Source organism: Candidatus Enterococcus leclercqii (genome assembly GCF_009933135.1).
Lineage (GTDB): Bacteria > Bacillota > Bacilli > Lactobacillales > Enterococcaceae > Enterococcus_C > Enterococcus_C leclercqii.
Genome location: NZ_MAEH01000004.1, coordinates 1 through 19,628 on the forward strand (window position 1 = coordinate 1; position 19,628 = coordinate 19,628).

Here is a 19,628-nt window from a genome sequence, read left to right on the forward strand (position 1 = left end):
GAAGGAACGAATAACAAGATAAAAATAATCAAGCGTGTCGCTTATGGATATCGGAACTTCCTGAATTTTCGCTCAAGAATCTACATCATCCAAGGGCTGATTTTTGTTTAAGAAAGAGCGAAAAATAAAAAAGCGCTCAGGCAAGAATTTTTTCCTGCCTGAGCTCATTCACTCATTCAATTTGAACTCACCAACACTATTTGACGAAGAGCCGAAATTTTTAGCAATGAAAAGCCGACGATCTTCCAATGATTTTAATGGAAGATCGTCGGCTTTTGGGGGCTCACGTTCGGTAGTGTTCGCTTCGTAGGACGGTGACTCAACTATTGTCACATTCCCAGCAGGCAATTTTTATTATCAGTCCTTTTTGCGGTCGTTTTTCAACAACATAAGAGATTGTTTCAACGAAGCAAAAAAGCCGTTGTCGTTGTAAACCAGCACATTGGATTTATACAGCCCCGCAGAAACCAGCATCATCACCAGTGTGACGACCGCTAAAATTACTACCGACACGACGGCACTTGAAACGGTGGCCGTATCCGAAGCCAGTCGCACTGGCATGGAAAAGCTGGAGAAAAATGGAATATAAGAGGTTACCCGCAAAATGGCGCTATGAGGATCCATCAATCCCATCAGATAAGCGATAAAATAGCCGGCCATAGACAAGTAGGTCACCGGAACGATGGCTTTGGCAGTATCTTCCGCTTTGTTGACCAGAGAGCCGCATAACGCAGCCAACACGGAATAAATCAAGATTCCCAGCAATACGAAAATTACCGTAAAAATCAAAAATGGACCGAAGAGTTTTTCAAGAGAAGCCTCTCCTAAAAATTCTTTCACCACATCCATGTCTTTGAATTTTTGCCAACCAATGATCCCCATCACTACATAGATAACCATCTGGGTCAAAGCCACCAGCAGCACCCCTGCTAATTTTCCATAGTAATGAGTTTGCGCTTTGGTAGACGACAAGATAACTTCCATGATTCGAGTACCTTTTTCCGAAGCAATTTCTTGTGCAATAATGCTTGCGTAAGTCATGATGAAAACCAAAAGCAAAATCGTTGCCACCATTGCTACAATATTTTGAATAGAGCTATGGTCGTCTTTGTCTTCCATCTTCCCAGATTCGTCAAAGCTGACTTTCTGAGTTTTAAAGACTGCCGGCTGGTCCAATTGCGCAACTTGCTCTGCTGTCAGTCCCAACGCTTGTGAACGGGCGCTACGCTGCATGCTGTTCAAAATCTGCTGAACAGTCATCTGCAATGTAGTCCCCACCGAAGATTCGGAAAAAATGGTGCCCTCTACTGCTTCATCAGACATCTTCAAGACCAGATAAGCATCTAGTTTTTCCTCTTTCAACTGCTTTTTAGCCGTTTCTTCGCTGTCCACCGCTACAAATTCGTAGTCATCCCCCTCCATTTTGGTAAAAGCTTCTGCCACACCGGCATCTGCCGCATAAACACCAATCTGATTTAAATCACTGCCGGAAGCAATGTTATTTACAAACCAGAAAAATGCTCCGAATAAAAATGGCGCCAAAATCAAGATAGCAAAACTAGCGGATTTTACATTTTTCTTATACACATCTCCTGCGATCACCCAAAACTTACTCATGGTGCTCACCTGCTTTCATTTTGAAGATCTCTTCCAGAGTAGGCGGCTGCTGATTAAACATTGGGATATAGCCGTCAGCAGTAGCCAATGAGAAGATGTCGCGACCGACATTGGGATCAGACAAGGTGACTTCCAAGCTGCCGTCTTCTCTGGTGGCAACCGTCTGTACGCCTGACAAATTCGCCAATTGGTCTTGACTAAGCCCTGATTCCAAGAACAATTTGGTACGACCAAAGGATTCACGGATATCGTGGACTTTTCCGTTCAACACCGTTACACCATTATTCAACATGATTAGGTGGTCGCAAATTTTTTCAACATTGTCCATATTATGACTGGAAAAAATGACACAGGACCCTTTGGCTTTCAGTTCAATGATTCCGTCTTTCAGCAATTCAGCATTGACCGGATCCAATCCGCTAAAAGGCTCATCCAAAATGACTAATTTCGGCTCATGGATCAAGGTGGCAATCAGTTGGACCTTCTGCTGATTCCCTTTAGACAAAGATTTTACTTTATCGGTTTTCTTACCTTTCACCTGAAATTTATCCATCCACTCATCAATTTTTGGCAGAATCTCTTTACGGCTTTTCCCTCGCAGTTCTGCAAAGAAAACCAGCTGATCCTGAATGGAAACTTTAGGGTACAGCCCTCGTTCTTCCGGCAGATAACCAATTAAGTTATATTCTTTGCTGCTGATTGCATACCCATTCCATAACACTTCGCCTCGATCAGCTTCCAAAAAGTCTAAAATCAGTCGAAAAGTCGTCGTTTTCCCGGCGCCATTTTGACCAATCAGACCCATGATTGTCCCATCATTGATGGTAAAAGACAAATCATCTACCGCGGTGTAATCGCCGAAAGTCTTCTTTAAGTTTTTGACCTCTAACATCTTTCATTGCTCCTTTGCCATAATTTTGCCGCAACCCTACCAAACTCTAAGTAACCGGCGACCAGCAGATTGCGTTAACCTCACAATCGTTTCCTTTTTCTATTCTATCTGAAACCAGAAAGAATACAAAGAGTTCTTGCAATTTTTTTTAGAAACACAAAGAATTTTTTTGTCATTTGGTGAAATCAACTGTTAAATTCAGCCTTGACCTAAAAACAGCTGATTACAATCCACAGGTTGTCCTTTGCGATACGTCGCCGAAATTGTAATCAGCTGTTGCATAAGCGTATCAGCCAACCAAACTGTCTCAAATCAAAAAAAGCCGACCCTCTGCAGGATCGGCTAGCTTATAATGATTTTAGCTTTTTTACCATTTTTTGGCTCTTAGACAGCGCCTTCAGTCACTGATGCAACCTCTTCAGTGAAATGTTCGTCCTTCCAAGCATCCAATTGAATCGGCTGCTGTACTTCTGCCAATTCCCGTTTTAACCGGCGAATCTGTTCCAGCTTACCAGCAATGGTATCCAGTTGATCCGGCAAACTACGGCTGTGTTTGGCAAACTCATCCAGCTGGGTGCGGACATGATCCACAAAGACACCCTGATTTTCTACTTGGATCCCCATCGTTGTTTCCAACTCTTGGCGCCATGTCAGCATACCATCGAACTCAGCCGCCGTTTTATCTTGCAATGCGATCAGTTCTTCAGAAAGCTGGTTCAACAAAAGATCTTCTTCCTTCAAACTGTCGTGAAGGTTCTTTTTTAGTAGGGATGTTTCTTCCTGTGTCAAATTGCGGCACTCATTGACAACCTCTTGACGTAACGACGCCACCATCCGCTCAATTTCACCCATTTTTTTCTCTTGCTCATTGTTCATTTCGTATAAACGACGTCCCATTTGCGTGATCTGTTTGCGACTGTTGTATTGACTCAATGCCGATACAGCCACAGCTGCCAGTGCGATTACACACGCAATGATCGCGATAGTTGAAGCTTCCACAAATCAATCCTCCTCAAATTGCATTTTCGCTTATTATAACAAAACAAATAAGCTCTTTCCATCTAAATTTAAATGTTTTCAAGCCTTACAGCGATTATAAAACATTTAAAATAAAATTAATCTACGAAATTTTAACTGTTTTTACCATGGTTAAATTTCCCTTAATCACTCTTTACCTGCAGCTCTCGTCCTTCAATTTTTATGATCTATCTCTAAATTAGGTGGCATTTTCGAAGCATCGTCGTCAAAAATTAAAAAACAGAATAATGGCTGTCTCTTTCAGATCAGACTGCCCCAGGGCTATCTAGTACTTAACAAAAGCAAAGACCGGCAACTCTATAAAAAGCTGCCGGCCATTTTTAATCAATTGAGGCATCATCGGCTTTTTCTGAAGTCTCTGGTGTCTCTGGTTGTGAGGTATCTCCTAGTGCGTGTTTTACTGCCTGAGCCACTTTTTCTGGAATCCCCAACAGGCGAATTTCTTCAATGCTTGCTGCTTGAATGTTCTTCAATGATTTGAATTCCTTCAGCAAAAGCTTTTTACGCTTAGGTCCTAAGCCCTCGACGCCGTCCAGCTTAGAAGAAAAACTGTTTTTACTGCGGAGCTGCCGATGAAAGGTGATGGCAAAACGGTGGACTTCATCTTGGATTCGCTGCAGCAAGAAAAACTCTGGCGAATTCCGCGCCAACGGTACTACAGCCAACTCTGGTCCAAAAAGCAGCTCACTGGTTTTATGCTTGTCATTTTTAGCCAAACCGGCAATAGGAATATCTAATCCCAGCTGATTTTCCAAGACATCTCGTGCTACATCTACCTGGCCTTTCCCACCGTCGATCACCACCAGGTCTGGAAACGGCAAGCCCTCTTTCAAGACTCGAGAATAGCGGCGGTAGATGACCTCTCGCATCGAAGCATAGTCATCCGGTCCTACCACAGTTTTGATTTTGTATTTACGGTATTCGTTTTTGGCTGGCTTACCGTCAATAAAGACGATCATGGCAGAGACCGGATCTGAACCTTGGATGTTGGAATTGTCGAAGGCTTCGATTCGAATCGGTGTCGGAATGTTCATCGCATCCCCCAGCTTTTGCACTGCGCCGATTGTTCGTTCTTCTTTGCGCTCAATCAACTGGAATTTTTCGCTCAAAGCAACGCGAGCGTTTTTCCCAGCAAGGTCGACTAATTTCTTCTTTTCCCCTCGCTTCGGCTGTAAAACTTTGGTTTGCAACAGTGCTTCGACTGACTCTGAATCGATATCATCAGGAATCAACACTTCTTTAGGAACAAAGTGTTCGTTTTCTTGATAAAACTGGCCGATATAAGTCAAAAAATCATCGGGAGCGTCATTATAGAAAGGAAAGATCGAGACATCCCGTTCAATCAGTTTTCCTTGACGAACAAAAAAGACCTGAACACACATCCAGCCTTTGTCCACTGAGTAGCCAAAGACGTCTCGATCCATAAAGTCAGTTTGCGTCATCTTTTGTCGGGTCATGACAGTTTCGATGGCTTTGATCTGATCCCGATATTCCGCGGCTTTTTCAAATTCCATATTTTCTGCAGCAGTGGTCATTTTTTCTTGTAAGTCATGCTGGATCTCACTGTGGCCACCATTTAAAAACTGCTTGATCTCTTTGACCATATCCACATAAGTCTGCTTGGGAATGTCAAAAACACAAGGTGCCAGGCATTGGCCCATGTGGTAATACAGGCAGACTTCCTTAGGTAACACCTTACACTTTCGCAGCGGAAACAATCGATCCAGCAGTTTTTTTGTCTCATTGGCTGCACCGACATCCGGGTAAGGCCCAAAGTAAAATGCTTTATCTTTTAAGACCTTCCGAGTGATCAGCAGACGAGGATAATCTTCGTTGGTAATCTTGATGAAAGGATAGGTCTTGTCATCTTTGAGCATGATATTGTATTTAGGATCATTCTTTTTGATAAGGTTGATCTCTAACAGTAGTGCTTCAATATTTGATTCGGTAACAATGTATTCGAAATCCTCAATCTCAGATACCAGTCGCTCGGTCTTGGTATCATGACTGCCGGTAAAATACGAACGCACCCGATTTTTCAGAATCTTGGCTTTACCTACATAAATAATCGTTCCATTTTTATCCTTCATCAGATAACAGCCTGGCTGATCCGGCAAAAGAGCTAATTTATTTTTGATCCGTTCGTTCAAAAGCCTCACCTTCCTGTTGGATCCCAAACTTGCTGCGAAAAAAAGACGCCGCTTACGTTTTGACTATACTAAAGCGACCGAAAAAGTGCCAGCCCGAACCATTGGGCGACTGCTTATTAAAAAGCAGTTACTGCAAAAGTCCGAGCTGGCAGGAATTCATTTGGATGTTTTACGCTGTTTTTACATGTGGGGTTGGATCAATTGTTGCAATTGTTCCTTCGTGTGTACCCCAACAACTTTGTCTACCACTTCGCCGTCTTTTTTCAACAACAAGGTAGGAATTGACATGATACCAAATTGGCTTGGTGTTTCAGGATTTTCATCCACGTCCATTTTTACGATCTTCAATTCGTCTTCGCTGTATTCTCCGGAAAGTTGTTCCAAAATCGGAGCTTGCATCCGACAAGGGCCACACCAAGTTGCCCAAAAGTCGATCAAAACCAATCCGTTGTCAGTTTCTTGTGAGAAAGTTGCATCAGAAATAGCCTTAGCCATGTCTATACCTCCAGTTATTTTGCCCACTGAAAACATCAATCAACTTGTGAAAAATGCATCTCAGTCTGCTTAATTTTGTTATTTTGAGGTTTCCCTCGTTCACTGAGAATATTATAGCACGCAACTCATTCAATGAACATTGTTCTGCTTACAATTTGTAAGATTCCCAAGAAATCCTCTCAGGCTATTTGAATTTCACGATGGTGGCCCCATTGCCGCCTTGATTAGCTGGAGCAAATTCAAAGGATTTTACACTGCGATGGTTTTTAAGATAATCGGTGATGCCTTGTCGTAAGGCACCAGTCCCTTTCCCATGCACAATCGTCACTTGCGGATAGCCAGCTAAGATTGCAGCATCCAGGTATTGATCCACCTCGTTCAACGCTTCTTCATAGCGCTTGCCTCGCAGGTCCAATTGTGTAGAGACATGAGACGCATTGTCAGAACGAACCGTGCTAACCATACGTTGAACAGGTTCTTTAGCCGGTGTGACCGATTGCAAGTCGGCTTCTGGCAAGGTCATCTTCAAAATCCCCAACTGAACCTGCCATTGATCCTTGCCGACTTTTTGTACCAATACTCCTCGCTGACCATAAGAAGTCACCAAGACCTCATCGCCGGCTTTTAGTTTTTTAGCGGCCTTGGCCTTTTGTAGCACTTTATTTTTTTGCAGGTGTTCTTCTTGATGCAAATCATTCAAGCGGCTCTTAGCATCGATGAGTTCATGCTCTTTGACCTTGTTTTGGCCCCCTGCCAACTGCAGCTTCCGCAGATCGGAAATAATTGCTTCCGCATCATCTTTGGCTTCTTCCACTAACTCATTGGCCTTACGCTTGGCTTTGGTCATTTCTTTTTCTCGTTCTTCAAAGAAATACGTATATGCTTGCTGTAGATCACGATGGAGTTTTTCGGCTTCTTCGACGTGATGCCGCAGCTCCAAGTATTCAGTCTCCGTCATTTTGCGACGATTTTCCAGGTCTGCGATCATTTCATTCAGGTCTTGACTTTCACCATCCATAATTGCCTTGGCAGCATCGATTACATGTCCGTCTAAGCCTAAGCGTTTAGAGATTTCAAAGGCATTGGACCGCCCGGGAACACCAATTAAAAGTCGATAGGTGGGGCTCAGTGTATCCACGTCGAATTCCATCGATGCATTGATTGTGTTGGCACGATTGTAACCATAGACTTTCAGTTCTGGGTAATGGGTAGTCGCCATGACATAAGCGGATTTCCCCCCCAGCTCATCTAAGATAGAAATCGCCAGCGCTGCCCCTTCCTGTGGATCTGTACCAGCCCCCAACTCGTCAAACAGCACCAGACTATGGGCATCGACCTTTTTCAAAATCGAGACAATGTTGGTCATGTGTGAAGAAAAAGTGGACAGGCTTTGTTCGATAGACTGTTCGTCGCCAATATCGGCGAAAATCTCATCAAAAATTCCCATTTGGCTCTCTTCTTCTACCGGAATAGGTAGGCCGGCTTGACCCATCAGTTGCAAAAGTCCCAGCGTCTTCAATGTGATCGTCTTCCCACCGGTATTCGGCCCTGTAATTACTATTGCTTGATATTCTTGCCCGATTAAAATATCGTTGGCAACGACTTTTTCCTGATCAATTAAAGGATGTCGTGCTTGTTTGAAAATCACGTGATTTTCTGGGCTGACAGCTGGCACCACTGCTTTTAAATCTTGACCAAAGCGTGCTTTCCCATTGATGAAATCCAAACGGCCAATCACATAAGCGTTTTGCAAAATATCTCGGCGATAAGGGACCAAAGCTGCTGAAAGCTCCGCCAAGATCCGTTCGATTTCCCGACGTTCGGCAATCTGTTGGGAACGCAGCCGATTATTGGCTTCTACGATTTGTTTAGGCTCGATGAAAAGCGTTTGTCCAGAAGCACTTTGATCATGGACGACGCCGCCAAAGACACCACGGTATTCTTGTTTAACAGGAATCACGTAACGATCGTTTCGCATCGTGACGATCGCATCACTCAAGTATTTGGCATTGCCCCCGCGGATAATGCTGTCAAGCTGCTCTCTGACAGTCTGTTCACTGTGGCGAATGCTGTTGCGGATTGTCTTTAATTCCGGTGAAGCATCATCGGTCACCCGCCCGTCTTCATCGATGGCGGTCTTCAACTGTCTGGTCAGTTCCGGTAAAGTGACTAATTTGTCCCGCCACTCATACAGTCGTTCAAACTCGATTTCCGCTTCTTCTAAATCATCCAAAAAGCGCGTCAGCTCACTGGTGGTCGTCAAAACTCGTGTCACTTGAGCCAATTCGATGCCGTTCAAATCCGCACCGATTTCAATCCGTTTCATTTGTGGACGGATATTTTCAATTTTGGGGATTGGAATTCCCCCTCGCAACCGTTGGACTTTTAGGCCGTCTGAAGTCTCTTGCAGCCACTGGGCAATGGTGGCTGCTTCATTGGTGGGTTGTAACTGGGCCAGCTCTTCTTTGCCCGGTTCTGTTACCAAAAAGTTGGCTACCATCTGTTTGACTGCATGAAATTCCAATGTATTCAATATACGTTCATTCACGTTGTTCACCTGCCTGTTTAATAGTTCCCGCAACCGTGTTTTTAGCTGAGCAAAACTACGATCTGTGGGCAATTTTTGCAAAGAATGCATCAAAGGCAGACCGTGTCTCACCGTCTGCCCTGCAATTATTTCAAGATATTCGTAAACCACAAGCCTTCAAAAAAGTTAGAAAAGAAAAGCGAATGCTCCACGATGGTGCGGGCCGCAAAGCTCTTGCGGAAAAGATTTTGGACGGTTGCCAATGGAATCATGGACAACACCGAAAGTAGTAGAAAAATCACCAGATAGACGGTCAGCACATTCAGTATGCCACTGATTAGCCAGTCAAAATTTTCCGTCATCCGCTTGAAGCGCAGATTATACAAAAAGATGCCTAGAAACTTCGTAATCAGCCAACCAACAAATAAAATGATGATAAAAGCAACAGCGGCATAATAGGACTTGTCCAAATCCAATGCCTGTTCCATCGTATAAAATACTAACTTACTGTCTTGAGTCACTGAAAGATAAGGGATATAAAGTTCAAGCTTTTTGGCAAGACCTTGGTACTTGCTGCATGCAACTATAAAAGCGATCAGATAACCGACAGAATATGAAATCTGCAACGGCGCTCCTCGTCTGCCACCCACATAAAAAGCGACAATTAGGAGAATAAGGATGATTAACCCGATCATATATCGTTCCTTTCTGTCTGCAGGTACTGCCTGCCCAACACTATTTCTATCCACCTGCCTTCAATAAGTTTTGAAGGTGGCAGCAGACGCTACCGCTACCCGTGGTAGCTTTACCCAGAAAATAGCCGCTTTCCGCTCACTTAGTTTGCGGTCCGCCAGTCTCCTGTTTTTCCTGTGGCACTTTGCCACGAATTTCTTGTTTGCGATGTTGATTTAGAATTTGCTGTGCTTCCACATGATTGTGAATTACAATATCGCTACGACCAGACTGTTCCAATACTTGCTTGGCTTCAGCTTCGATTGCTTCAATGCGTTTGATGCGATTTTCCAATTCTGTCGCTTTCAACGCCTGTGTTCGCAGTTCCCGATTTTTCTTTTGCAGCTTTAACAACTCTTCTTGCCGCTTCAATTGATCACTGATTGCATTGACTGCCAAAAGAATGGCGGCCTGTTCGTTATCAATGGCGGGTGAAAGACTTTTGATTTCTTTTAACTGGTCATTTACCAGTTTGATCACCATATCCATATGGGCGGCCGTTTCATGACCGATGATGGTATAGGTTTGATTGGCGATCACTGCTTTGTAACGTTTCTTTTCTGCAGGCATGCCCACTGATTCCTCCTGTAATGATGTACAAAAAGGCGCCGCAGAACACTTGCTTCTGCCGCATCCGCAATTTCGTCTGCTTACTGCCGTTTCCCCAAGGGTCGCCAGTACTTACGCCTTGAAGCCTAATTGGCTGCTTTTCAGACTTGCTGAAAAAATAGAAGCTAAGGCAGCCGTTTTTTTCTATGCCCACGAATCTTCTGCCACACTCCCGAAGTCGCTCTTCACGGCACACGAAAACACCTATACATTATATGTTAAACGACGGTGAATTTCCACGTCTAAATATAAGCCACAACGATTTCTTACAGTTTTTAGTCATCATCGGCAAAAAACTGAGCAATTATGTTACACTTATCCTCGACAATTTACAGAATGGATGAGAGCTATGACACAAGTCGTTTTGAAACCAGATACTGCCCAGCTGCAGGCCATGAAAAAGCACTATCAGCCGCAGCTAATACCAAATAAAAATCCCTATGCCGCCTTTACTGCCAAAGTCGGCGCCGTCACTATCACCGCTTACAGCTCTGGAAAAGTGATGTTCCAAGGCGGCGGTGCCGAAAAAGAAGCCGGGCGCTGGCAGTCAGTTTCCCCGACAGCCTCCAACTCTAAGTCAATAAAAAAAACAACCACATCTAAGGGAAAATCTGCTGCTGTCGACACAGCTAAACTTCCCGCCGGCTTTGCCGGCTGGAGTGTGGCGGGCTCTGATGAAGTCGGCAACGGCAGCTACTTTGGCCCCCTGGTGGTTTGTGCCGTCTATGCGGCAAAAGAGAAATTACCCGCTTTGCAAAAACTAGGAGTCAAGGATTCAAAAATGCTGACGGATGTTCAGATTCGGCAAATGGCTCCCGCAATCATGGAGTTGGTGCCTTATCGTAAACTAGTCGTTACACCAGAAAAATACAATGCCGTTCAGCCTCGCTACAATGCTGTTCATATGAAAGCCGTCTTGCATAATCAAGCCTTGTATTTGCTTTTACAAGAAATCGCTCCGGAAAAACCCGACGGTATCTTGGTGGATCAATTCACCAGTCCCGCGAATTACCGCAACTATCTGAAAGATGAGTCTCACAAAGTGACTGAACCTATGTATTTCGTAACAAAAGGAGAGCAATATCACCTTGCTGTAGCAGCGGCCTCTATTTTATGCCGGGCGAGTTTCTTAGAAGAACTGGAGAAGGAATCTGCCGAAGCAGGGCTGACTCTCCCTTCAGGAGCCGGTGCGAAATCCGATCAAGTGGCTGCCCGCCTCATTCAAAAAGGTGGCTTGGAGCTATTAGGCAACTATGCTAAGCTCCACTTTGCCAATACCCAAAAGGCATTGAAAATCGCTGGAAAGTAATATTTCCAGCAATCAGTTGATAGCTTAAGGATCACAAGAACTGCTCATATCTCACATAAATAGCTACACAAAAAAGTAAGGCAAACCGCATCGATTAATTTTCTCTGCGGCCGCCTTGCTTTTTTCAATTACTCTTAGACGTCAAAAGCTAACAGCTAATGCCACCCTATTGCCATGCAGTCGGTAGTCGGAACAAGCCCGCTGCTTCAAAACTACGACCGATTGCCAACAATAGGTCTTCCCGCCCTTTTTGAGCCATAAATTGGATTCCCAGTGGCAGTCCTGCTTTTGTCACATGCGTCGGTAGGCTGATTGCCGGCTGTCCCGTCAGATTTGCCAGCTGTGTAAATGGAGAGAGGGCCAGACTTTTTTCAAACATGCGATAAATCAGCTCTGCTCCTGCGTCAGTCGTTTTCTGATCCATCACTGCCAGCTCTTCAACTATTTTTTGACTGACCAGCTCTTGATCCAAGCGAGGAGCCACTTGTGCGGTGGTGGGGGTCAAAAACAGGTCATAGGTTTCATGAAGGCGACTCATCTCAGCTGCTGCTTGATCCCAGACAGCCAAAGAGTTCACATACCCGGCAGCCGGTAACTTGCGGCCATACTGCCAAATCCCCCATGTCATCAATTCTACCTCGTTTTTAGACACTGGTCGCTGCAAACCAGCTTGAATATTATCAAACATCGCCGCCGTTTCGGCCCCGTTCATCTGATAATAACTGCGAATAATCCGATCACCATCTAAAGGATACTTGATTTCCGTCACTTGGTGTCCTGTTGCTGTCAAAAAGCTGACCGCTTGATGAACAGCTGCAACGGCCTCAGCAGAGACTGCGCTGCCTACCGGAGAAACTGTCGTAAAAGCAATTTTCAAGGGGCGCTGTAACTGTAATTTTTGGTTCTGATCGTGCTGCCATTCATTGCGCGGCGCTTGGTAAGGCGCCGCATTTTCGGTGCCTCTCATCCCGTAGAAAAAGGCCGCTGTATCTCGCATGGAAACAGTAAGAGCAAAATTGATCGACGCACCTTGCCAACCTCGCCAGCCATCCGGTCCCACCGGCATCGTTCCTCGCGTAGGCTTCAAACCAATCAATCCGCTAAAAGAAGCAGGAATACGAATGGAGCCGCCTCCATCACTAGCCCCGGCCAGCGGAAACATGCCACTGGCGACTGCCGCTGCTGCCCCACCACTAGAGCCACCAGGATAGCGAGCCTGATCCCATGGATTGCGAGTGGGACCAAAAAGTTCAGGATCTGTGATATTTTTAAAGCCAAACTCTGGAGCATTGGTCTGACCCATAGGAACAATACCCAAACTCTCCATCTGTTTCACAAAATGATTGCTTTCTGAAGAGACCGCGTCAGCAAACAAGCGGGAACCACCACTATCTTGCCAGCCTTTTTTTGCTTGGCCGAGAATCTTCAAGGGTACCGGTAATCCGGCAAAAAGGCTGTCGGACAAATTTTCAGTCGCGGCGCGTTTTTCATATTCTGCCTGTGCTGCTTGATAGTCGATGGCCACCAAGGCATTTAGGGCTGGATTCTCCTTTTCGACCTTTTCCTTGATTTGGGCTACCAGTTCGCCAAAGCTGATCGTTTTTTTTCTGAGGGCTTCGGCCCAATAAGTTGCATCTTGCATATTTGTGCCTCCGATTCGGAAAGTTGCTCCGGTGTTTGAAACGATTATACTATGAGAAAAGACGATTTAGAAAGCAGATGATCCCTATGAATAAAACATACCACTTTACAGCTGAAATTCTTCCCTCAGAAGTCGGTAAAGGGGGAGCCTATGTAATCTTTCCCTATAATATCCGTGAAGAATTTGGCAAAGGTCGAGTGAAAGTGCATGCCGAGTTTGACGGCATTCCCTATGAGGGCAGCATCGTCAATATGGGTGTCAAAAACAAAGACCAGATCTGCTATATTCTAGGAGTCCGCAAAGATATCCGGCAACAGCTGGGTAAAACGATTGGTGATTTTCTACAAGTGACGGTCGTTGAACGAACATAAGCTTAGTGCCCACATTGCAGCTTATTGAACCACCAACCTAAAAAGAGTGGGAAACACCGACGATGACGATATCGCTGGAGATTCCCGCTCTTTTTTACTGCTTCGTATTGCGATAAGGATCGCTACTTTCACAAAATGTTTCACCGACACCTTCAAGTTTTACAGCTAGTCACCAATCAAATAAATTCGACTTTTTCCACAACTTCAATCGCTGGGTCCAAAGATTGGATAACCGGGCAGTGTTGAGATACCAAGCGTACACTCCGCTCCGCCCGGCCTTTTAATTCCTCTGCCACAGTCACAAAGAAGGTTACTTCGATGCGTTTCAAAGGTTCCGCTTTCTTGTCTGGATTTCGCTCATAGCGCAGTTCCACTTTATGAAAAACAGCCGGAATCTTGGAATTTTCCAGGACTTCCTGATAGACGTATCCGCCACAAGCCCCCACCGCTGCTACTAAACTTTGGACTGGTGAATAGCCAAATTCCTTTCGCAACACCCAGTTTTCGCTGCCTTCTCGGGGCAGCTCAAAGCCGTGTTCCCCACTGATTAGCTGCAATTCATTTTGTCCATTACTCATAAAAATCCACTCCTCATAAGTTTTTAGTTATCTCAAAGTTGCCCTATCAACTCCGACAACTCTTTCTCAACATTCTAACCGGTCTCAGCTTAGCTCGCGCTTTTCTCCCATGCTAAACCAACCACAAAAAATTGCAAGTCCAACAATCAAATCCGAACGAAATGCTCATTGGCATAGGGTACTAACTGATTGCCCACCACGATTTCTGCTTTGCCATTGATGCCTCGCCATTGTTTTAAAGCTTTTCGCGCCTTTTGGGGATCCGGAATCGGGGCTGCTGCCAGTAATCGTTTCGTATAGGCGTGCTGCGGGTCATTGAAAATGGCAGCTGCTGGGCCAGCCTCGACGACTTGCCCTTGGTACATCACAAAAATCCGATCACTGATGTGGCGAATCACATTCAAATCATGAGAAATAAACAGATACGTCACCCCAATTTTTTGTTGCAGCTCCGCCAAGAGTTTCAATATCTGGGCCTGAATCGACACGTCCAGTGCGGAAGTTGGTTCATCGCACAAGACAAATCGCGGCTCATTGATTAAGGCCCGAGCAATCCCAATGCGCTGCCGTTGCCCGCCGCTAAACGCCCGCGGCAATTTATGAACATCTTCTCCTGTAATACCCACTAACGAAAGCATGGCCACTGCCTTGTCCTGGGCAGTCTTGCGAGGGACGTCCAGCAATGGTTCTTGAACCAATTCCAATGCCGTCATGCGCGGATTCAATGCAGAATATGGGTCTTGAAAAATGATTTGCATCTGCTGATAACGACGTTTGCGTTCACTTTTTTCGAGGCTGTCTAAAGAAGTGCCTTCAAAGAAAACGTCTCCGGCAGTCAACGCTTCTAAGCCCAAAATACTACGGCCTAAAGTAGTCTTGCCACTTCCGGATTCTCCGACAAGTCCAACTGTTTCTCCTTCATAGATTACCATATCGACTTCTTTCACCGCTTCAACGGTGAGATTTTGGCCACGCCAGTTACGGGAGCGAAAAATCTTGGAGGCCCCCTCTACACGAATCAATTCTTTTTTCACAGAGATGCCCCTCCTTGATCTTCTTCAACAAAAGCTGCGGCTTGCAATAATTTCTTCGTATATGGATGTTGTGGACGATAAAAAATATCTTCGCCACTGCCAGACTCTACAAATTGTCCTTCTAACATCACATGCACCTCGTCACACATGCCAGCGACAACTCCGAAATCATGGGAAACTAAAATCACCGTCAGTTCCGTTTCTTCTTGTAATTGCTGAATCAGCGCCAAAATCTGGGCCTGCACAGTTACATCCAGTGCCGTTGTCGGCTCATCGGCAATCAATACCTGGGCATTTGTCAACAAAGCCATCGCAATCATGACCCGCTGCCGCATGCCACCGGATAGCTCATGAGGATATTGTTTCAATCGTTGCTCCGGTTGCGGAATTCCAACTTTTTCTAATTGTTGAATAGCCAATTGGTCGCATGCAGCCTTTGACAATTTTTGTTGTCGAAAAATCACCTCTCGCAGATGATAGCCCACTGTGCGTACCGGATCTAACGAAGTCATAGGATCTTGAAAAATCATACTGATGGGCAAGTCTGCCGCATCTTTCACTGCTTGTCCGTCAAAAAGATAGCTTTGGCTTTCGGCTTGGACTCCTTCTGGTAACAACCCCATCAAAGCCTTCATCGCCATACTTTTTCCACTACCGGATTCACCGATAATACCGATAATTCGGCCTTTAGTAATACTTAAATCAATGCCTTTGACCAATTCTTTGGCCGCTGCTTTCTTCGGTACATGTCGCACTTTTAGGTGACGAACCTCAATCAGTTCAGTCATTTTCAGCCCTCCCGTTGCAACAGAGATTTAAGATAATCCCCGAGATTATTGAATGAATAAACAGTTAGTGCCACAAACAGTCCTGGTAAAATCGCCATATATGGTGCTCGTTGCAAACTATTTTGGGCATTTTGCAATAAACTGCCCCATGATGCCAGCGGTTGTTGGATGCCCATCCCCAAAAAGCTCAGTGCCGATTCAGTCATGATAGCACTGGATATACTGTTTGAAGCCGCCACAGTTAATGTAGGCAAAACCGCCGGCAAAATATGACGACGGATAATCTTGGAAGTAGTCACCCCGACAAATTGACTGTATAACACGTATTCCCGCTCCTTAACTGCCAACGTCTCGCCGCGAATCAAGCGGGCAATACTCATCCAGGAAAAACCACCAATCACGATGATAATCGTCGACAATCCCGGTTTCAAAAAGACACTCAAAACAATGACTAAAACCAGCCAAGGGATTGAAGATAAAATATCCACTAAGCGCATCAAAAGATTGTCCAGCCAGCCCCCGAAATAGCCGGCAGCTAGACCAACTACTGTCCCAATCGTTGTTGCTGTCAGCATCGCCAAGACCCCCACCAAAAGGGATACCCGCCCGCCGTACAACACGCGGATAAAGTAATCTCTTCCTACTTCATCCGTTCCGAATAAGTGCTGCCAGCTGGGGGCTTGTGACATCTGGCTGACATCGGTAGCGTTTGGATCGATGGGAATCAATGGTGCTGCCAATGACAATAAGATCAACAACGCCAGAAAGAAAAAACTAAAGAGATAGACCGGCGAGGAAAACAGCGCCTGCCGGCTTTTTTGAAATCGTCGGGTCATGACTGTCCTCCTTTTCTGATGCGAGGATCCACCAAAGAATACAAAATATCAGACAGCAGATTCCCCAAAATTACCAAGGTCGCTGACAACAACATCAATGCCATAATGACCGGATAATCCAAACTTTTGGTGCTGTTCATAAGATAAGGGCCAACTCCCGGCCAGCCGAAGATACTTTCGGTAATAATCGCACCAGTCACCAGCATCGGCAAAGCCATCCCTAACTGTGTGACTACCGGAACCAAGACGTTGCGACTAATGTGGCGTTTGAAAATCTGCCAGCGAGTTGCTTTAAAAGCTTTTTGAACCGTGACATAGTCTTCTGCCACCTGCTGCAGTGCCGATGATCGGATATAGCGCGTCAACTCTGGGAAAAAAGCCACCGTCAACGTCAGGTAAGGCATGAAAAAATGTGCCAGAAAATCCGCAAAAGAGCCTTCTTGCCCCACCGTGTGCATACCGATAATCGGAAACACATTCAGCCGATACCCCAAGAGATAGATCAAAATCATGGCAAACCAAAACGTCGGTACAGCAATTCCAAATGAGGCAATCCCATTAATCAGTCGGTCTGGCCAGCGATCTTTGTGTGCCGCTGCAGCCAGTCCCAAAAGAAAGGCCAACAACAGGGCTGTCAAATAAGCCGGTACGACCAGCTTGATGGTATTGGGTATCCGCACCGCCAACTCTTGAGCGATACTGGTTTGCGATACCAAAGAATGACCAAAATCACCATGAAAGATATTTTTCAGCCACAAAAAATACTGAATCAAAAATGGCTGATCTAATCCATTTTTTTGTCGCAACAGATCAATTTGGGCCTGACTCATGTTCGGCGTGGTCAAAGAATCGATGACATCATAAGGAGCCGCCTGGATCAGCGAAAATACAATGAAGGAAATAATCAAAAGCATCGGAATCGCTTGAAGCAGACGTTTAAAAATAAAACGAGACAAAGCAAACATCCTCTCCGAATAAATTTTTCGTATCAGCCGGTACTATGAAAAACGGCTGTCGTTTTTTAGCAAAAAGCGTTTCATCAGCTTAGAACTTAGACAGCGACAGAGAAGTTTGCTTATCTGGCTGCGGTTCTGACTTTAGTGTGAAACACTACTTGCAAAAAAATCGAAAAGAACAGTCGCCGCCGCAAGCTGCAACTGTTCTTTTTTTGACCTTCAACACTTATTTGATGGCAAGTTTTGACAAGTCTTCAAAGGTATAGATTGGGATCAAGCCGGCTTTTTCTACATCTGTGATCCGGTTATTGACTGCAAGAATCTTTTTATTGTCAACAATCGGATAAATCACTGCATCCTCTGCGATTTGCCCTTGTAGTTGATTGTAGATTTCTTTACGCTTTGTTTCATCTAATTCTGCAGCACCTTTTTCAAAAAGTTCGTCGGTCGTTGCACTGGCATATTGGAAATAGTTCGCCGAGCCACCAGATTTGAAGAGGGCGCTGTACAGATCAGGATCATTCCCCATAATATAACCTCCCAAAAAGAGATCATATTTGGTGCTGCCCGCTTTTTTCAGTTCAGCAAAGATTGCCGTCCCGTCACCACCTTGCAAGTCCACCGTGATTCCGGCTTTTTGCAACTGTTGTTGAATTAGTGTGGCTTGAATGGTCTGAGCGGGATCAGATGAGCTGAAGCCCAAAGTCAGTTTCAAGTCTGAAACACCCGCTTCTTTTAACAGGGCTGCCGCTTTATTAGTATCCGTTTGATAAGCTTCGACATCTTTAGTTGCAAACGGATTGGCTGGCGGCAATATGGAAACTGGTTCTTCATAGTATTGCGAATCAAGATAAGCCGCTTTATCCAGCTCAGCTTTATCCAGCGCATAAAGTACTGCTTGTCGAACTTTGACGTCTTTCAAATTGTCCGTTTGTGTATTCAAGCCCAGATAACCGATTCGATTTTCACTGTAGGGATACGTAGTGATGGTTTTAGCATCCAAATCGGCAATGTCACTTGGCAATACGAAGCTAGCATCCACTTCACCTTTTTGCAGGGCAACTTTGGTGGTATCCGCTGAAACGATAATCCGCAGCGTAACATTTTTGATTTGCGGTTTGCCGCCATAATAGCTGTCGTTGGCTTCAAAACGCAGGTATTCCCCTCGTTTGTATTCAGTCAGCTTGTAAGGGCCGGTTCCCACCGGTTTTGCCGACAATTCATTGACAGAAAAATCCGTTTCTTTTTCAAAGATGTGTTTTGGAATGATATAAGTTTCTGTTGCAATGTTATTAACAGCCGCACCGCTGACAGAAGGCAGTTTGAAATCTACAGTGTCGTCATCGACTTTCTCTACAGTGATTGGTTTGTCTGCCACCCAGAGACTGTCGGCATTGCCGTTTTCTTTTTTAACCTTTTGTTCATAGGTAAAGACGACATCATCTGCAGTTAAAGGTTGACCGTCGGACCATTTGATATCTGGTTTCAAATCGACAGTTACCGTTAAACCGTCTTCAGAAGTCTTCACATCTTGGGCCAATTCATTTTTCAATGTTCCGTCACCTTCGACCCGTACTAGTGGTGAATAGATCATGTTAGTAACGGTCAGTCCCCAACGATCACTCGTGTTGATGGGATTTAAAGAAGTGGGATCTCCACTGATTGCATACGTAAAAGTATCAGCAGCTCCTGTTTGACTTTTTTTATCAACTGATTCGTCAGTAGCAGCTTTTTGTCCACCGCAAGCTGCCAACAAAAGAGCGGTAGTACCCAGTAACCCCAGTAATTGATTTCGCTTTTTCATATCATTTCCTCCTGAAAGCTGCTAATTTCAACAAGCTTAGAATAAAAAGGTAAAAACCAATTTTCAATCCAAGTTGCCAAGTTATCAGCAAGTATACGAGGAATTTCAGCAAATGAAAAATCGGTATTTTTGATAGCTGGTCATAGGTTTTTCTTATGGATGTTTTTTCATCTGCAACTACTGCTGCTCCTAAGTATAGATACAACGCTAAAAAGGTCGCCCTTCCAATAATTGAAGAGCGACCTTTGAA

Annotated in this window: 18 protein-coding genes; 3 read left to right on the forward strand and 15 right to left on the reverse strand. The window is 44.9% G+C overall.

Annotation, left to right across the window (positions count from 1 at the left end; translation table 11 throughout):
* Window positions 1-111 (forward strand): transposase (locus tag BAU14_RS00960; protein WP_161898227.1); only part of this gene is annotated, 111 nt, incomplete at its 5' end.
* Between the two features lie 246 nt (window positions 112-357).
* On the opposite strand, the gene BAU14_RS00965 is transcribed toward BAU14_RS00960, so the two are convergent.
* The 8 genes from BAU14_RS00965 to zapA form a co-directional block, all read right to left on the reverse strand.
* Window positions 358-1,617 (reverse strand): ABC transporter permease, encoded by a 1,260-nt coding sequence (locus BAU14_RS00965; protein ID WP_161898228.1) that lies wholly within the window; start codon window positions 1,615-1,617, stop codon window positions 358-360.
* Window positions 1,610-2,509 (reverse strand): ABC transporter ATP-binding protein, encoded by a 900-nt coding sequence (locus BAU14_RS00970; protein ID WP_161898229.1) that lies wholly within the window; start codon window positions 2,507-2,509, stop codon window positions 1,610-1,612. Before BAU14_RS00970 ends, BAU14_RS00965 begins: the two co-directional genes overlap by 8 nt.
* A 384-nt stretch (window positions 2,510-2,893) precedes the next feature.
* Entirely contained in the window at window positions 2,894-3,508 is a 615-nt protein-coding gene (locus tag BAU14_RS00975; RefSeq protein ID WP_161898230.1) for a hypothetical protein, read from the reverse strand.
* 359 nt (window positions 3,509-3,867) lie between these two features.
* Window positions 3,868-5,697 (reverse strand): excinuclease ABC subunit UvrC, encoded by a 1,830-nt coding sequence (uvrC, locus tag BAU14_RS00980; RefSeq protein WP_161898231.1) that lies wholly within the window; start codon window positions 5,695-5,697, stop codon window positions 3,868-3,870.
* Between the two features lie 180 nt (window positions 5,698-5,877).
* Window positions 5,878-6,192 (reverse strand): thioredoxin, encoded by a 315-nt coding sequence (gene trxA / locus BAU14_RS00985; protein ID WP_161898232.1) that lies wholly within the window; start codon window positions 6,190-6,192, stop codon window positions 5,878-5,880.
* 184 nt (window positions 6,193-6,376) lie between these two features.
* Window positions 6,377-8,740 (reverse strand): endonuclease MutS2, encoded by a 2,364-nt coding sequence (locus BAU14_RS00990; protein ID WP_161898233.1) that lies wholly within the window; start codon window positions 8,738-8,740, stop codon window positions 6,377-6,379.
* A 125-nt stretch (window positions 8,741-8,865) separates the two neighbouring features.
* Window positions 8,866-9,414: a CvpA family protein gene (locus BAU14_RS00995; RefSeq protein WP_161898234.1), complete on the reverse strand. Its 549-nt coding sequence runs from the start codon at window positions 9,412-9,414 to the stop codon at window positions 8,866-8,868.
* Between the two features lie 136 nt (window positions 9,415-9,550).
* The gene (zapA, locus tag BAU14_RS01000; protein WP_161898235.1) at window positions 9,551-10,021 is read right to left on the reverse strand and encodes a cell division protein ZapA; all 471 of its coding nucleotides are present in this window, start codon (window positions 10,019-10,021) and stop codon (window positions 9,551-9,553) included.
* 388 nt (window positions 10,022-10,409) lie between these two features.
* On the opposite strand from zapA, the gene rnhC reads away from it, so the two are divergent.
* Window positions 10,410-11,369 (forward strand): ribonuclease HIII, encoded by a 960-nt coding sequence (rnhC, locus tag BAU14_RS01005; RefSeq protein ID WP_161898236.1) that lies wholly within the window; start codon window positions 10,410-10,412, stop codon window positions 11,367-11,369.
* Between the two features lie 166 nt (window positions 11,370-11,535).
* Here the strand turns inward: rnhC and BAU14_RS01010 are convergent, their stop codons facing one another.
* Window positions 11,536-13,011 carry an amidase gene (locus tag BAU14_RS01010; RefSeq protein WP_161898237.1) on the reverse strand — a complete coding sequence of 492 codons (1,476 nt, stop codon included), beginning with the start codon at window positions 13,009-13,011 and terminating at the stop codon, window positions 11,536-11,538.
* An 86-nt stretch (window positions 13,012-13,097) separates the two neighbouring features.
* On the opposite strand from BAU14_RS01010, the gene BAU14_RS01015 reads away from it, so the two are divergent.
* Window positions 13,098-13,382 (forward strand): DUF1905 domain-containing protein, encoded by a 285-nt coding sequence (locus BAU14_RS01015; RefSeq protein WP_161898238.1) that lies wholly within the window; start codon window positions 13,098-13,100, stop codon window positions 13,380-13,382.
* Between the two features lie 176 nt (window positions 13,383-13,558).
* On the opposite strand, the gene BAU14_RS01020 is transcribed toward BAU14_RS01015, so the two are convergent.
* The 6 genes from BAU14_RS01020 to BAU14_RS01045 form a co-directional block, all read right to left on the reverse strand.
* Window positions 13,559-13,960, reverse strand: coding sequence for an OsmC family protein (locus BAU14_RS01020; protein ID WP_161898239.1), 402 nt, complete (start codon window positions 13,958-13,960; stop codon window positions 13,559-13,561).
* Window positions 13,961-14,106: 146 nt separating this feature from the next.
* A complete protein-coding gene (locus BAU14_RS01025; protein WP_161898240.1) occupies window positions 14,107-14,994 on the reverse strand; it encodes an ATP-binding cassette domain-containing protein in 888 nt (295 codons plus the stop codon).
* The gene (locus BAU14_RS01030) at window positions 14,991-15,782 is read right to left on the reverse strand and encodes an ABC transporter ATP-binding protein (RefSeq protein WP_161898241.1); all 792 of its coding nucleotides are present in this window, start codon (window positions 15,780-15,782) and stop codon (window positions 14,991-14,993) included. Before BAU14_RS01030 ends, BAU14_RS01025 begins: the two co-directional genes overlap by 4 nt.
* Before the next feature lie 2 nt (window positions 15,783-15,784).
* Window positions 15,785-16,618: an ABC transporter permease gene (locus BAU14_RS01035; RefSeq protein ID WP_161898242.1), complete on the reverse strand. Its 834-nt coding sequence runs from the start codon at window positions 16,616-16,618 to the stop codon at window positions 15,785-15,787.
* On the reverse strand, window positions 16,615-17,574 hold the full coding sequence (locus tag BAU14_RS01040) for an ABC transporter permease (protein ID WP_161898243.1): 960 nt from the start codon (window positions 17,572-17,574) through the stop codon (window positions 16,615-16,617). Before BAU14_RS01040 ends, BAU14_RS01035 begins: the two co-directional genes overlap by 4 nt.
* A gap of 226 nt (window positions 17,575-17,800) precedes the next feature.
* Window positions 17,801-19,378 carry an ABC transporter substrate-binding protein gene (locus BAU14_RS01045; protein ID WP_161898244.1) on the reverse strand — a complete coding sequence of 526 codons (1,578 nt, stop codon included), beginning with the start codon at window positions 19,376-19,378 and terminating at the stop codon, window positions 17,801-17,803.
* Window positions 19,379-19,628 lie beyond the last annotated feature (250 nt).

Coding starts and splice junctions, on each gene's coding strand:
- BAU14_RS00965 (WP_161898228.1), bottom strand. CDS start 1,617: ATGAGTAAGTTTTGGGTGATCGCAGGAGATGTGTATAAGAAAAATGTA.
- BAU14_RS00970 (WP_161898229.1), bottom strand. CDS start 2,509: ATGTTAGAGGTCAAAAACTTAAAGAAGACTTTCGGCGATTACACCGCG.
- trxA (WP_161898232.1), bottom strand. CDS start 6,192: ATGGCTAAGGCTATTTCTGATGCAACTTTCTCACAAGAAACTGACAAC.
- BAU14_RS00995 (WP_161898234.1), bottom strand. CDS start 9,414: ATGATCGGGTTAATCATCCTTATTCTCCTAATTGTCGCTTTTTATGTG.
- zapA (WP_161898235.1), bottom strand. CDS start 10,021: ATGCCTGCAGAAAAGAAACGTTACAAAGCAGTGATCGCCAATCAAACC.
- rnhC (WP_161898236.1), top strand. CDS start 10,410: ATGACACAAGTCGTTTTGAAACCAGATACTGCCCAGCTGCAGGCCATG.
- BAU14_RS01010 (WP_161898237.1), bottom strand. CDS start 13,011: ATGCAAGATGCAACTTATTGGGCCGAAGCCCTCAGAAAAAAAACGATC.
- BAU14_RS01015 (WP_161898238.1), top strand. CDS start 13,098: ATGAATAAAACATACCACTTTACAGCTGAAATTCTTCCCTCAGAAGTC.
- BAU14_RS01020 (WP_161898239.1), bottom strand. CDS start 13,960: ATGAGTAATGGACAAAATGAATTGCAGCTAATCAGTGGGGAACACGGC.
- BAU14_RS01030 (WP_161898241.1), bottom strand. CDS start 15,782: ATGACTGAACTGATTGAGGTTCGTCACCTAAAAGTGCGACATGTACCG.
- BAU14_RS01035 (WP_161898242.1), bottom strand. CDS start 16,618: ATGACCCGACGATTTCAAAAAAGCCGGCAGGCGCTGTTTTCCTCGCCG.
- BAU14_RS01045 (WP_161898244.1), bottom strand. CDS start 19,378: ATGAAAAAGCGAAATCAATTACTGGGGTTACTGGGTACTACCGCTCTT.